We start from the raw sequence: 15189 nt of genomic DNA on the forward strand, positions 1-15189 counted from the left end.
ATAAAGATGAATTTCGGTCACGAGGTTAATCGTGATGAAAATCATCTGAGGTATTGAAAAGAGCGATTAGCTCATTTGAATCTGACGATTCATTGTATTGCACAATTGCTTATCATTTGTTCAGTTTTCAAGGAACTTGATTGTCCACAAGACGTTTGTCCCGGACAGGAATCTTATCATATCATGTCGACCATTTTCTTGTCAACACTTTTTTCGACAGCTTTCGGAGCGTTTCAACAATCATCTGTCCGAAGCGACAAAAAATAATATATCACGAATGAATTTTTAATGCAAGCATATTATTTAAATTTTTATATATTTACTGATTGCCACCGCTATATACCTGTATTCCAACCTTTTTCTCACTACCCTATCGAGTTTGGTCTCCCATCCATAAACCTTTATAATGAAGTATATGAAATTAAAGACGCTTCTTTAGTTTACAGCAACCCACTTTATAGCGAGGTGATCGTTTTTGAAGAAGTGGTTGAATTCCGCCCGCAAAGGGTATGGCAAAAAGCTGGTCTCTATTCACGCCTGGAATGCCTGGATAGTGCTCATCCTTTCAGTTACTGGACTGATGCTTGTCGGGGCATTCTGGCGGGAATTGCTCGGCATCGGGCGGATATGGCTGAAATGGCTGCATATTGTCGCTGGTCTGATGATGCTGGTCCCGGTCGGTTACTACTTACTGCTCGCGGGCAAGCATTGGAAGCAGCTCCGGAACAAACCTTGGCAGCGAACCAATACCATCGTTGTACTTACGCTGCTTATGGGATGGATTTTGTCGGGAATTGTACTGTGGCAGTTCAAGCTTTCCGGTCCCCGGTGGTCCAATGCCGCACTGTTGGTTCACGATGCGTTGACCTGGGTGGGCCTTCCTTATATGAGCTACCATTCGATTACGCGATCCAAGTGGCTTAAGGAGCCCTCTCGAAGAACCATCCGTCCCATTACCGACGATGCGATTTCCCTTCCTGTTTCAAGTACCAAAGCACCTCCGGCTTCCAAGAGCCAAAAAAGCCAATATCCAGAAAATACCGTACGCCAAAAAACGCCACAGCCTGTTTACACCCGGCGTGCTTTTCTCAAAGCTGCAGTCGGAGCAGGACTTGCCGTTACGCTCGGGCCCACGTTTGTTTCATGGGTAGGAAAAAACCTGAATACCAGCACCAGCATGGAAGAATTGCTGGCCAACGATCCCAATCGGATGGTGCCCGCTCCTCAACCGCACTTTTCCTCCAATCCTCCGATTGGCGGCGGGGCAGAAGGCCGTTTCCGTGTGTATACGGTAACCCCGATCCCTTCGTTCTCCAATGAAAACTGGTCTTTCCGCGTCGACGGTCTGGTTGAGCATGCGCAGGCATGGAACTGGGAGCAATTCGTCAAGCTGCAGCGGACCGTACAGGTTAGCGATTTTCACTGCGTTACCGGATGGTCGGTGTACAAAAATACGTGGGAGGGCATTCCGCTCAGGCATTTTCTCGCACAGGCCAAAGTCCAACCCGAAGCCCACAGCGTCAAGTTTTATTCCGCCGATGGCGTCTACACCGATGCGATTACCCTTGACCAGGCGCAAATGGACGACATCATGATCGCCGTCATGCATGACGGCAAGCCGATCCCTGCCGATCTGGGCGGTCCGGTACGCCTGATCACCCCGCAAATGTATGCTTATAAGTCGGTAAAATGGCTAAACCGGATTGAGCTGATTTCCGGCGAACATATCGGATATTGGGAGGAACGCGGATATGATAAAGATGCCTGGCTTACAGGAGCGGTCGCCCGCCTTCCAAACATCCGTTGATATTCTTCCCCAAATTCACTCAAAAATAAAAATCCCCGCTAGCCGCGTCAATGCAGCTACCGGGGATTCTTTGCGTTATTTCGTTTCAGTTCGTCCGTGTTTCATTATCCTTGATTCAGCAGCCTTACAAGCTCATCCTCATCCTCGATCGTAGGAATGCCCAAATCATGCGCTTTCGCCAGCTTGCTGCCTGCTTTCTCGCCGGCGATGACCAGATCGGTCTTCTTGGATACGCTGCCGGTCACTTTGGCACCAAGTGCCTCCAGACGCTGCGTAGCCTCGTCCCGGGTCAGTTGATGCAGGGTGCCGGTAAGCACCACCGTTTTGCCGCTGAAGAATGAATCCTGCACAACGGCCGCCGGAGCTTCCGGAGCCTGAGCCTTGACGCCAAGGCTCAACATTTTCTCGATGGCTGCTTGCATGAACGGGTCCGCAAAGAAAGCTACAATGCTCTCGGCGACGATGCCGCCCACGTCCGGAAGCTCAATGAGCTCTTCCACGGTAGCGTTCATGATCGCATGGAGGTCGCGGTAATGATCGGCCAGCATTTTTGTCGTCGTTTTACCGGTGTTCGGAATGCCCAGGGCATACAGGAACGAAGCGAGGTCGCGATCCTTGCTTTTCTCCAGTGCCGCCAAAAGGTTATTCGCCTTTTTCTCGCCGAACCGCTCCAGCTTCACCAAATCCTCGAATTGAAGGGTATAGAGCTCTGCCGGTTCGCGAACGCTCAATTCATCATACAGCTGGATGGCTGTCTTCTCGCTGAACGTTTCGATATCCATGGCATCACGGGATGCAAAATGGGCAATGCGTGCCACGGTCTGCGGTTTGCATGCCAATCGGTTGTTGCAGAACAGGTGCGCTCCGCGCTGCTCGAGCGGGAAACCGCAGGCAGGGCAACTTTCCGGATAGACGATCTCCTCTCCGTCATTTTCTTCGGTTACTTTTCCGAGAATTTCCGGAATGACGTCATTGGAACGGCGGATGAACACGCGCGTGCCCAATGCGAATTTCAGGTTTTTGCGCTCGATGTCCCCCACGTTGTTCAACGTGCAGTTCTGAACCGTAACCCCTGCCAGCTCGACCGGCTCGACACGTGCGAGCGGCGTGACCTTTCCGGTACGTCCTACGTTCCAATCCACCGACTTCAGGACCGTCGTCGTCTCTTCCGCCTCGAACTTGAACGCAACGGCCCAGCGAGGGAACTTGTCCGTATATCCCAACACTTCGCGGGTGCGCATGTCCGTAATCTTGATGACCGCCCCATCGATGAGATAATCAAGCTGATCCCTGTTTTCCTGAATGGCGTCCAGCTGCTCCACCACATCCTCGAACTCATGAAAGTATGTGATCGACGGGTTTACTTTGAAACGGTTTTCGCGCAGAAAGTCCATCATCTCCTGATGGGTGGCGAACCGAAGATTGTCCGAGTACCCGACATTGTAAAAATAAGCATTCAGCCTGCGTTCCGCAGTGACCTTCGGATTGAGGTTGCGCAGCGCGCCCGCGGCGGCATTGCGCGCATTTTTGAGCGGTTCGGCGGCCGTCTCGTTATATCTGCTCAATACGGACAGGTTCATGATGCCCTCGCCCTGCACTTCAATCGTTCCCGCCGTATATGGGATCTTGAGCGGAACCGATTTGATCGTTTTGACTTGCGCCAAAATGCCTTCGCCCACCGTGCCGTTGCCGCGCGTGGATGCCTGAACGAGTTCACCGTTCGTATACGTCAGGTTCAGGGTAAGACCATCAAATTTCAGCTCAATGACATAACCGGGGTCCGGCAGAGGATGATCCGGATTTTTGCTGTTGTAGTCGTTCACCAGCTTGATCACACGGGCATTCCAACTTCTCAGCTGCTCCATGTTCTGGGCTTTGTCCAAACTCCACAGCGGGGATAGATGACGATGCGGTTCAAATCCCTTAAGCAGTTCACCACCCACGCGCTGCGTAGGCGAATCCGGCAAAACGATGCCGCTTTCCCGTTCCAGCGTAACCAGTTCGTCGTACAGAAGATCATACTCCTTGTCACTGATCTGCGGCTGGTCCAACGTGTAATACTGGTAGTTATGCTGATTGAGCTCGGTTACGAGTTGCTCCATCCGGTGCATCGGATCCATATGGGGCCATCCCTCCGTATTTAAATGGTTTATATGTGTTGTTGTTTAAAGCACGTCATTATGTAGAACGAACGTCAGAGCAGGTCTGGCGTTCGTTCCGTTGCAAGATTTATTATTCCACTTTGGTGATCGGGGCAAAACCGGCAAGCAGGCGTTTGACGCCAACCGGGGCCGGAAATGCAATCTGCAGCTCCGTATCGTTACCCGTCCCTTTGACGGCAACGATGGTTCCTGTCCCCCATTTGCCATGCTGTACTTTGTCGCCGGCTTTGAACGCACCTGATCCGTCCGCTGCAGAAGCAGGCTTCGACGAAACCGACGGTGTGCTCATGGTCACGCGAGAAGACGCAGCCGAAGTAACCGAGGACGTCGCCGAAGAACCGCCGCGGCTCTGACGGTCGAACAGCTTGCTTCCGCCGCTGCCGAAATTGCTGCCACCGGTGCTGCCCAACCCGCGTCCGCCGTAAGAACCGCCACCCGTACTGCTGCCGCGGCGATATCGGTCACGCGCCATTTGCGTGTCTTCTTTCAGCTCGTCGGGAATCTCGTCCAAGAAACGCGAAGGCGGATTCGCCGTAGTCCGGCCGAACAGCGTCCGCATCTGTGCACAGGAAAGGAACAATTGTTCCTCCGCCCGTGTAATGCCCACATAGGCCAGGCGGCGCTCTTCCTCCAACTCTTCGTTATCCATGAACGCACGGCTGTGCGGGAATACGCCTTCCTCCATGCCGATGATGAACACGACTGGGAATTCCAGCCCCTTCGCACTGTGCATCGTCATGAGGGTTACCGCGTCGCTGCGGTCTTCCTCATCGTCATTCATCGTATCGATGTCGGCAATCAGCGCCAAATCCGTCAGGAAGGATACAAGCGTCTTGTCTTCATTGTTTTTCTCGAATTCCATCGTAACCGACAGGAACTCTTCGATATTTTCCAACCTTGCTTTCGACTCGAGCGTATTCTCGGCCTGCATTTCCGTGCGGTACTGGCTCATCTCCAATATTTTCTCTGTCAGCTCGGTCACCGACAAATACTCGACCATTTGGTGCAATGCAGCAATCATGTCATAAAATTCAACGAGTGCATTACGCGTACGTCCTGCAAAGCCGAGGTCATCCACCACTTGCAGCACGCGATAGATGGATACGCCGCGTTCAGCCGCGGCCGCAGCCAGCTTGGCCACCGTCGTGTCGCCGATGCTGCGCTTCGGCACGTTAATGATCCGGGTCAAGCTGATATCGTCGTCCGGGTTGGAGAGCAGGCGCAGGTATGCCAGAATGTCCTTGATCTCTTTCCGGTCATAGAACTTGATGCCGCCGACGATCTGGTACGGGATATCCGATTTGATCAAAATTTCCTCGATCACCCGGGACTGGGCATTGGTCCGGTACAAGATGGCATGATCCTGATAGGATTTTCCGTTCTTTGCGTTTTTACTAATTTCGGAGGTAACGAAATACCCTTCATCATGCTCGGAATCGGCACGGTACACCTTGATCTTCGCTCCGCCTTCCTTGTCCGTCCACAATTTCTTCGGTTTGCGGCCCGAGTTCAGGGCAATGACTCCATTCGCCGCGTTCAGGATGTTGGACGTGGAACGATAGTTCTGCTCCAGCATAATGGTGCGCGCTTCGGGATAGTCCTGCTCAAAGTTCAAAATGTTGCTGATGTCGGCACCGCGCCAGCGGTAGATCGACTGGTCGCTATCGCCCACGACGCAGATGCGGTGGTGGCTGTCTGCCAGCATGCGGCACAGCATGTACTGGGCACGGTTCGTATCCTGATACTCGTCCACATGGATGTACTGGAATTTCTTTTGATAGAAATCGAGCACTTCCGGCACTTCCTTGAACAATTGGATCGTAGCCATAATGAGATCGTCAAAGTCGAGCGAGTTGTTCGCTTTCAGCCGTTTCTGGTACATGGTGTAGATCTTGGCCACGATGCCTTCGAAATAATCCCCGACCTTGCGTTCGTATTGTTCGGGTCCGATCAGTTCGTTCTTGGCCGTGCTGATCATCGCTTGAACGGCCTTCGGCTCGAACTTTTTCGTATCGATGTTCTGGTCCTTCATGCAGCTGCGAATCACGGACAGTTGGTCCGAAGAGTCCAGAATGCTGAAATTGGACGTAAATCCGATCCGTTCGATGTCGCGGCGCAAAATGCGCACGCACATCGAGTGGAAGGTGGATACCCAAATGTCGCGGCCGTCGCGGCCGACCAGCTGGGCTACCCGATCCTGCATCTCGCGCGCGGCCTTGTTCGTAAACGTGATCGCCAAAATGCCCCACGGCGGGGTCTTCCGTGTAGCGATCAAGTATGCGATCCGGTGCGTCAGCACCCGGGTTTTGCCGCTGCCCGCTCCCGCCATAATCAGCAGGGGACCGTCGGTTGCTTCGACGGCCTGACGCTGAGGCGTATTCAGCCGGGCTATGGCGTCATGTATATTTACAGGTTGCATGCATGCATGCTCCTTTCGTGATGAATTCGGTCTTGCACGTGAACAGTTGCGAGGCAAAGCTTTATTTTAACAGATTATGCGGGAGAAATGGGAGAATGGGAAGCATTGCCCGCCATACTTGTTTCAGGAGAGATTGGAAAACGCCAAACGGATCTCCGTTAGCCGATTCGGACGCTACACCGAGGCTTTAACGGCCTGCACCGTCTCCAGTGCCTTCGCCAAATCGCTGTATACGATATTGCCAACGACAACGGTATCTGCCGCCTGGGCAGCCTGGGCCGCTTTCTCGGCTCCATCGATGCCCCCACCGTAAATCAAATGCGCCCGCTCCAGCTTTCGGCGCGTTTGCGCAACCAGCTCCATATCCCCAAACGTGCCGCTGTACTCCAGGTACACGACGGACAGTCCCATCAACCGTTCCGCAGTCTGGGCATACGCCACCACCGCCTCTGTGCTCAGATGGGTGTCTGCCCCCGTCATTCTGGCCACGGTCGAATCGGCATTAAGCACGATATACCCTTCCGCAATGAGCTCGTCCCAGGGAATCAGGTAACCGTATTGCTCGATGGCACGCTGGTGCTGTCCGATCAGCCACTGGCTGTCCGTCGTATTAAGCACCATTGGAATGAGGTAACCATCGAAGCCTGGCACCACCGCCTCCAAATCGGAAACTTCGAGCACACACGGCAGTTCATAACGCCGCACTCTGGACATGAGGTCTACCGTATTGTCATAAGTCACTCCCGACGAACCTCCCACCATGATGGCGTCGGTTCCCGACATGCATACGCGATCCAATGCTTCATCGGTAATTTCCCGATCCGGGTCGAGCTTAAAAACATGTCTCCACTGCTTTATCATATCGATCAACGAACATTCCTCCAGAGGTTCTTCTGCATCTTCAAAACACTTGTAAACTAAGTCTATGCCAGCAGGGAGTGAGTGTCAATGTTCGCATAAAAAGGGGAACAAAAAAGGAAGCCAACTACGGCTTCCACGCAACGCGGGTGTTCATCCGCTCGATTTCCTCTTCGGTCAGCACGTCGGAATATACGCCGTACACGCCCCATTTTTCATAATTGGCCACCTGATCCGTTTCATTGATCGTATGCACGTACGTAACCGCCCCTGCCCGTTTCAGCCTGGCAACGAAATCCCGGTTCACCTTGTATTCGGGCATGGTCACCGCTGCAATGTCATGATCTTGCACAAAATCCACCACCTGAGCCTCCGTATCCTGCGTAGCATACAATGTATAGATAATGGACGAAAAATCATGAATTTGCTTCACCGACTCCAGCATCGCTTCATTATAAATCTGGACCACGACCCGATCGAGCAATGCCGGATCACGCTCCTGCGCAGCATCCACCAGTGCCGTGAGCACCTGCCGGATATCCTCGTCCTGCTGCTCCTTCGTATCGGTCACGATGTACATGTCGGGATACTCGGCCAGCACGTCCATGATGCCGTCTGCATCCATCGGTTGGTACATGCCCAGAATGGGGGTGTTCATAAATTCCTCATGCGTCAGCGGGCCGGCTTGTTTTTCTTCGGGAAGCTCCTCATCTTGACCCAGCAGTTTGCTCATATTCGCCGTCCATTCATGCCTCGCCACCACCTTGCGGTCAGACGTCAGCATGAAGTCGATCTCGAACACACGCGTGCCCTTTTCGTAGTTGGCGATCATCGCTTCGTAGGCATTCGTGTAAGGCTGGTCGCGGATGCTGCCCATCGCATGGGCAATCAACCGATAAGCGGTAAAACCGTCATGCTGCTCCTCGCTCTGGCTGTCATAGGCAAAGAACAGCATGCCCACGGTCACGATCAACAACGTTATGGGAGCAATCCATCGTTTCATATCGTTCACATCCTTGAGCCCGGCTTCAATCTCAGTCTGGAAAACAACTCATTCTTTCAGGGTTCAGCGTTTATTGCTAACTACCCGGTTTTAGGGGAATGGAAACAAAAAAGTCGCCTATTGGCGACTTTTGGATGATGACACGATGTGGCCGTCTACTTTTGAGGAAGGTATTGCCCGTTTCATTCAATAAGCATTTTTCATGCCGTTGCGGATCGTTTCCCAAATGATTTTGATATCGAATAATAGCGACCAGTTCTCAATATAGAATATATCCTGTTCAATGCGGTCCTCAATAGAGGTATCTCCCCTTAATCCCTTGCTCTGGGCTAACCCCGTAATTCCCGGCCGGACGTGATGTTTGATCATGTATTTGGGAATCTCCTCACGAAACTGGTTCACATAGTACGGCCGCTCGGGACGTGGTCCAACGACGCTCATATGCCCCAACAGCACGTTGAAGAACTGCGGGAGTTCGTCCAGGCTGGTACGTCGGATGAAGCTGCCGAATGAGGTGCGGCGCGGGTCGTTCTGGGTGGACCATCCCGTATCTACCGTTCCTTCAGGCATCACCTTCATCGAGCGGAATTTGTACATGAAAAATGTACGCCGGTTCAGCCCGACCCGTTCCTGCTTGAAAATGATCGGACCAGGCGACGTCAATCGTACGCCCACGGCGACAACAAGCATCACTGGAGCGGTGAGCACGATGGCCGCCAACGAGAAAAGGATGTCGAATGCGCGTTTCAACAGGCGGTTTACGGCGATGTCAAGCGGAATATCGCGCACGTTAATCATGGGCATGCCTGCAAAATTATCAAAATGAGGCCGTGCCGGCAAATAGTCAAAAAAGTCGGGAATAATCAACGTTCGCACTCCCGCCTTCTCGCAAACGTCAATAATATGCGGATACTTGTCATGCGCATCGAGCGGAAGAGCAAGGATGACCTCATCGATCAGGTGTGTCGACAGGATTTCCTCCAATTGATCGATGCGTCCCAGGATCGGTTTGTATCGCTGCTGCTCCTCTCGATCCCAAGAACGATAATCGTCAAGGAACCCATGAACTTCATAACCCAGATCCGGATAACTGCGGAGGTTGTTGTAGAACCTTTTGCCAAGAGAACCTGCGCCCAAGATCAGCACGAACTGACGATTGAAGCCCTTTTTGCGAAGTCTTCGGAGCTGCAGCTTGACGATATACCGGTAAATCAGGGTAAAAGCAACATTGCCGATCATGTACATGGCCAGATATGCGCGAGAGATGTTCACTTCTTTGAAAAAGAACATCAAACTCATTAACATAAAGAAGGCGATACCATGGATTTGGATCAATTTCATGAATTCATCCACAAAACGTTTCTTGCGTTTCGGCACGTAAAGGGAAGACATCAGGCCCGTGATGATTGCAAGCCCCCCGTACACAATACTCCAAACAAAATAATTTTCGATCGGAAGCGCACTATGGTTAGTCAGAAGATCGCTCTCAAATTTGATCCACCAAGCCATTAAAAAAGAAGCCTGTATCACCATGAAATCAGCCGCAATATACAGTTGGGTCAAAAATTGCTGATTACGACGAATCATGTGTTCACCTCGGATGATGTCTCTCGATCTGCCCCATGGCCTAATGACGAACTCTTCCGTGGAGCCGACCTGATGAGCTTATTGCGAATAAGAGACATTGAAAATTTTAGTGAAATGCCGAGCCATACGGCCGTGTTCGTAAAAAGGCTATAGCGCTTGGCATAATGTTTACGATGAAAAACCCACATCGCCCTATGAAACTCATAGACAATTTTCATAGGTTTGCGCCGGGCACTCGCACCCTTGTAATGCACAATATATGTACGCGGGTAATAATAAATGCCCCAACCTGCCTCTTTGATGCGGTAACACCAATCAACATCTTCGCCATACATGAAAAAGGTTTCGTCCAACCCACCAACCTGTTCCACGACCTCCCGGCGAACCAACATAAACGCACCAACAAGGCAGTCGATCGGATATTCATCATCCGGACTAAGATGCCCCAGCTGATATTGGTTAAACTTCGGGCGGTCAGGGAATAGGCGGGATAGACCAAAGGCATAATAGAACGAAGCCGATGGCGTAGGGAACCCACGTTTGCATGCTTTATCCAACGAACCATCCGGAAGAATCACCTTGCAGCCGGATGCCCCCATCTCTGGATGGCGATCCATGAATCCAATCATAACCTCCAGCGTGTCCGGCTGAACGACCGTATCGGAGTTGAGCAGCAAAATGTAACGCCCTCTGGCAACCTTCATGCCCTGGTTATTCGCAACGGCGAATCCCGTATTATCGCGATTGGCGATCATTCGGACCTGCGGGTATGCCGTCCGGATTGCCTCCACCGAGCCATCATGAGAAGCATTGTCGATGACGACGATCTCGTACTGATAGGAAGTGTGGGAGGCATACACCGATGCCAAACAGTCCAGCGTCAGTTGACGGGTATTGTAATTGACAATGATGATGCTGACATCCAGTTCATACGTATTATCATTTCTCGATTCCACCCGTGAGGGAGTATCTGCTGTTTGAACCATGTTATAAAAACTCCTGACCTCAGTGCTGTGTTTATCTATTGAAAGTATAGCATATTATGGGCAAAGGGGTGAAAGGAGGAATAGCCTCGCCACTTATACCTTCTTCAATGCATATATAAGCTTAAGAACAAGGTTATCAAGAGAGGCTTGGCGATAAAAGGGCATTTTTGCTGCATAACTTATTCTGCTAACCCCTTGGCGATCCAATTGGTTCAAAAATTGCTGCACATCCCTTTGCTGCTGCGAAGTCAGCTGCTCTTTATAGAGTCGATAGAACAATCTCGCTTGTTTGCTTAAAATAAAATGATTTTTTCCATTCACGAAACGGTTCCATCGATTCTTCCATTTCATGATCCACCCTTCGTTGCTCCCGCCGAGAACATTCCCCTGATGCTGCCGATACAAAATCGTTGGCTCTTCGTCAAAAATCACTTCCCCAAATGCGCTGACGAAAAGATAGATCCACCAATCATGCATAATGACCTGGGATAGATCGGAAGGAACATTTCCCCTGATCTGATTGAATGTGACCGAGTTCAAAACCATGGTACAACCCACGCAGCAGTTCTCAACCACGGCATTATACATACTGAGCGGCTTCGGAGGCAGATTGGGCCATACGTTCAGATAATTCAAATCCTGATCCACCATTTGCGTGGAAGAACAATACATCAGCGGTATGTCCGATGGCCTGGATTGTAATTTTCCTACAGCTCTACTCAGTTTGTACGGCTTCCATACATCGTCCTGATCGCAAAATGCGTAAAAATCGTATACGGTACTCGTTTGACGCATCAGCTCAAAAAAACTTCCAATCACGCCTACATTTTCACCTTCAGTGACATGAATCTGATCCGGATATGACATGACATACTCGCGAACCTTTCGGAGGGTTCCATCGGAAGACCCATCATCCCTTATATGAATATGGAGATCTACCTGGCTCTGTGCGAGAAGGCTTTCGATTTGTTCATCAATGTACTTTTCTCCGTTATATGTAGAAAGCATGACACATACTTTAGGCTGGTTCACGTTCCACCTCAAAATTCGACTTTTCTTCATTATAATACAAAACTCCCGCCCAGAAATAAAAGAGCGAGAGTTCGTATGAGGTTACTGTGTATGCTGCTGTTCTGTTAATAAACGAATAAAATCATGCAGTCCATCCCGCCACGAGCGAAGGTCGGTCAAACCGTTCGTCCGAATGGACAGGTGGTCCATCACTGAATTACGCGGTCTGGGAGCCGGTCTGGGGAACTGTTCGGTTGTGCAAGGCTGCAATTGCGCTTGGATGGTTAATCCTCCAACAGCCTGAGCTTCCTCAAAGATCGCCTGAGTGAATTCATACCATGTACAAGTACCGCTATTGGAGGCATGATATATCCCGTACATTTCTGTCGACATAAGCTCCATAAGGAATCCTGCCAAATCCACAGTATACGTAGGCGACCCCTTTTGGTCATGAACGACCTGCAATTCGGGTTTTTCCTGACCCAGCTTTAACATCGTTTTGACAAAATTATTCCCGTGAAGTCCGTACACCCAAGACGTTCGTACAACAAACCATCTGGAGCACAACGACTGCACCAGCCATTCTCCTGCTCGTTTGGATTTGCCGTATACGCTTTGCGGATTGGTGTCATCGTACTCCTGATACGCATTTGCTGAACGGCCGTCGAAGACGTAATCCGTGCTGATATATATCAGTTTGGCTCCGATTTTTTCTGCAGCTACAGCCACATTGCGTGTCCCCACCGCATTCACCTTATACGCGCCATCGATATCCGCCTCTGCTGCATCTACCGCGGTATAGGCTGCACAATGAATGATCACGTCAGGTTGATATGAAGAGATGACCTCATTACACTGAGCTTGATTGGTGATATCCATCTGATCCCGATTACAAGCCAGAACAGAATGTCCCTCCTTCTCCGAAAGAAGCACGACATCCCGCCCCAGTTGTCCATTTGCTCCAGTGACCAGCACCTTCATTATTCAACGTCTCCCAATCGGGAGCCATATTGCTTGGCATAGTATTGTTGGTACTCGCCGGACTGAATACGTGTCCACCATTCCTTGTTATCCAGATACCATTGAATCGTCTCTTTAATCCCGGTCTCAAACGTATGCTTCGGTTTCCACCCGAGTTCGGACATCGTCTTGGTAGGGTCAATACCATATCTGCGGTCATGTCCTGGACGATCCTGTACGTATTTGATCAGCGACTCGGGTTTGCCGAGCTGTTCCAGAATAGTTTTGACGATATGGATGTTGGTTCGCTCATTGTTGCCACCGATGTTGTACACCTCACCGTTTCGTCCTTGATGAATCACCAGATCGATCGCACTGCAGTGATCTTCAACATAGAGCCAGTCCCGGATGTTCAAGCCATCTCCATATACAGGCAGAGCCTCATCAGCAAGGACACGGGAGATCATAAGCGGGATCAGTTTCTCAGGAAACTGGTATGGGCCATAATTGTTGGAACAACGGGTGATATTTACCGGAAGGCCAAAGGTTTCATGATACGCACGTACAAGCAGGTCTCCTCCTGCTTTGGACGCCGAATACGGACTGTTGGGCTGAAGCGGCGTCTCTTCCGTGAACAAACCTGTAGGGCCGAGCGACCCGTAAACCTCATCCGTCGATACCTGGACGAATTTGGTGATCCCATGTTTTTTGGCAGCTTCCAGCAGTACTTGAGTACCATTCACATTTGTTCGTACGAACACATCCGGTTCAAGAATGCTTCGGTCCACGTGGGACTCAGCCGCAAAGTTAACGACCACATCAACACCTTGGCCGATCAGGCGGTCCATCTCCGCAGCATCCGTAATATCTGCTTTAACAAAGGTATGATGCTTGTTACCTTCGAGCGATTTCAGATTTTCCAGATTCCCCGCATATGTCAAGGCGTCCACGTTAATTATTTCGTAGCTTGGATGCTGCTGCAGCATATACATCACAAAGTTGCTTCCAATAAAACCGGCACCGCCGGTAACGAGCAGTTTCATAAATTGAAACCTCCTGTATCCTTCGCTATCTATTTAAAAATTGAAATTGATCTCCGCATCCTGAAGCAGCGGGTGCTTCTGGTCTTTCTCTGATAAAACCGGATTGGACGTAGGCCAATCGATGCCAAGCGCTGGATCATTCCATAATATGCCGCGATCATGCTCAGGGGAATAATATTCGTCAACTTTGTAGAATACTTGGGTATTCGGGACCAGCGTGCAGAAACCATGAGCAAAGCCTTTCGGCACAAGCAATTGACGGTGATTATGTTCGCTGAGAATAAAACCCTCCCATTGACCAAACGTCGGCGATCCTTTGCGAATATCCACAATGACATCATAAATGGCGCCGGTAAGAACCCGAATCAACTTCGTCTGCGCTTTGGGATTGAGCTGGTAATGCAAACCACGCAACACGCCTGGTTGTGCAGACAAGGATTGGTTGTCTTGAATAAATTGATAATTGAGTCCATGCTGCTTCATGAGCTGGCTATTGTAGCTTTCCATAAAAAAACCCCGGTGATCACCGTGAACCACCGGTTCAATTAAACAAGCATCTATAAGTTTTGAAGGAGTGATTTTCAAACGTTCCGCCATCCTTTCTCCTTTACAACTTCAGCTTCCCAAACTCTTCTCCGTAAACAATCTCCTGTGCCAGTTCATTGGCACGAGCCAAAGATGCATGTGTGCCAGCATCCGTCCACCAGCCCTTAAGTATATTGTAGGTAAGATTTCCTCGTTCAATATATGCATTGTTTACGTCTGTGATTTCCAATTCGTCTCTTGCAGAAGGCTTTAATTTCTTAATGATCTTGAAGACTTCACTATCGAACATATATATGCCTGTTACCGCATATTTGCTTTTGGGTTTCTGCGGTTTTTCTACAATGGATACGATGCGATCACCGTGTAACTCGGGCACTCCGAAGCGATGAGGATCGGTGACTTCTTGTATCAATATTTTTGCTCCGGATTTTTGCTCGCGGAAATTGGATACATACTCTGTAATATCGTCCTCGAACACGTTATCACCCAGGATAACCACCATTTGGTCATCACCTGTAAATTGTTCTGCCAATCCAAGCGCTTGAGCTATTCCACCTGCTTCATCCTGAACTCGATATGTGAATGAGACACCTATATCACTTCCGCTACCTAAAAGATTAACAACGTCTCCCATATGTTCTTTGCCGGTAATCACCATGATGTCGGTAAGGCCAGCTTGTTTCAACTTATATACAGAATGGAAGATCATCGGATACTTTCCTACAGGAAGCAGGTGTTTATTAGTTATTTTTGTTAACGGGTGAAGACGTGAGCCAGTACCACCGGCTAAAATGATTGCTTTCACAA

At 50.2% G+C, this 15189-nt stretch carries 12 protein-coding genes; 1 reads left to right on the forward strand and 11 read right to left on the reverse strand.

Features of this window, described 5'->3' with window-relative positions:
- The first annotated feature begins 475 nt into the window (after positions 1-475).
- Complete coding sequence (locus RSX24_RS23120; RefSeq protein ID WP_343261901.1) at positions 476-1807, forward strand: molybdopterin-dependent oxidoreductase; 1332 nt, start codon at positions 476-478, stop codon at positions 1805-1807.
- Positions 1808-1911: 104 nt separating this feature from the next.
- Here the strand turns inward: RSX24_RS23120 and ligA are convergent, their stop codons facing one another.
- The 11 genes from ligA to RSX24_RS23175 form a co-directional block, all read right to left on the reverse strand.
- Positions 1912-3927, reverse strand: coding sequence for an NAD-dependent DNA ligase LigA (ligA, locus tag RSX24_RS23125; RefSeq protein ID WP_343261902.1), 2016 nt, complete (start codon positions 3925-3927; stop codon positions 1912-1914).
- 112 nt (positions 3928-4039) lie between these two features.
- The gene (gene pcrA, locus RSX24_RS23130) at positions 4040-6388 is read right to left on the reverse strand and encodes a DNA helicase PcrA (protein WP_236420854.1); all 2349 of its coding nucleotides are present in this window, start codon (positions 6386-6388) and stop codon (positions 4040-4042) included.
- A 174-nt stretch (positions 6389-6562) separates the two neighbouring features.
- A complete protein-coding gene (gene pcrB, locus RSX24_RS23135) occupies positions 6563-7249 on the reverse strand; it encodes a heptaprenylglyceryl phosphate synthase (RefSeq protein ID WP_438286878.1) in 687 nt (228 codons plus the stop codon).
- Between the two features lie 124 nt (positions 7250-7373).
- Complete coding sequence (locus RSX24_RS23140) at positions 7374-8249, reverse strand: phosphatidylinositol-specific phospholipase C/glycerophosphodiester phosphodiesterase family protein (RefSeq protein ID WP_339274814.1); 876 nt, start codon at positions 8247-8249, stop codon at positions 7374-7376.
- A gap of 186 nt (positions 8250-8435) precedes the next feature.
- Complete coding sequence (locus RSX24_RS23145) at positions 8436-9836, reverse strand: undecaprenyl-phosphate glucose phosphotransferase (protein WP_343261904.1); 1401 nt, start codon at positions 9834-9836, stop codon at positions 8436-8438.
- Complete coding sequence (locus tag RSX24_RS23150; protein ID WP_343261985.1) at positions 9833-10762, reverse strand: glycosyltransferase family 2 protein; 930 nt, start codon at positions 10760-10762, stop codon at positions 9833-9835. Before RSX24_RS23150 ends, RSX24_RS23145 begins: the two co-directional genes overlap by 4 nt.
- A 153-nt stretch (positions 10763-10915) precedes the next feature.
- Positions 10916-11884: a glycosyltransferase family 2 protein gene (locus RSX24_RS23155; protein ID WP_343261905.1), complete on the reverse strand. Its 969-nt coding sequence runs from the start codon at positions 11882-11884 to the stop codon at positions 10916-10918.
- A 51-nt stretch (positions 11885-11935) separates the two neighbouring features.
- The gene (rfbD, locus tag RSX24_RS23160; RefSeq protein ID WP_343261906.1) at positions 11936-12814 is read right to left on the reverse strand and encodes a dTDP-4-dehydrorhamnose reductase; all 879 of its coding nucleotides are present in this window, start codon (positions 12812-12814) and stop codon (positions 11936-11938) included.
- A complete protein-coding gene (rfbB, locus tag RSX24_RS23165) occupies positions 12814-13836 on the reverse strand; it encodes a dTDP-glucose 4,6-dehydratase (protein WP_343261907.1) in 1023 nt (340 codons plus the stop codon). Before rfbB ends, rfbD begins: the two co-directional genes overlap by 1 nt.
- Positions 13837-13869: 33 nt before the next feature.
- Positions 13870-14433, reverse strand: coding sequence for a dTDP-4-dehydrorhamnose 3,5-epimerase (gene rfbC, locus RSX24_RS23170; protein ID WP_438286873.1), 564 nt, complete (start codon positions 14431-14433; stop codon positions 13870-13872).
- Positions 14434-14443: 10 nt separating this feature from the next.
- Complete coding sequence (locus RSX24_RS23175; protein ID WP_343261908.1) at positions 14444-15187, reverse strand: sugar phosphate nucleotidyltransferase; 744 nt, start codon at positions 15185-15187, stop codon at positions 14444-14446.
- Between the last annotated feature and the right edge of the window lie 2 nt (positions 15188-15189).

It is taken from the genome of Paenibacillus hubeiensis (assembly GCF_032334105.1).
Lineage (GTDB): Bacteria > Bacillota > Bacilli > Paenibacillales > Paenibacillaceae > Paenibacillus > Paenibacillus hubeiensis.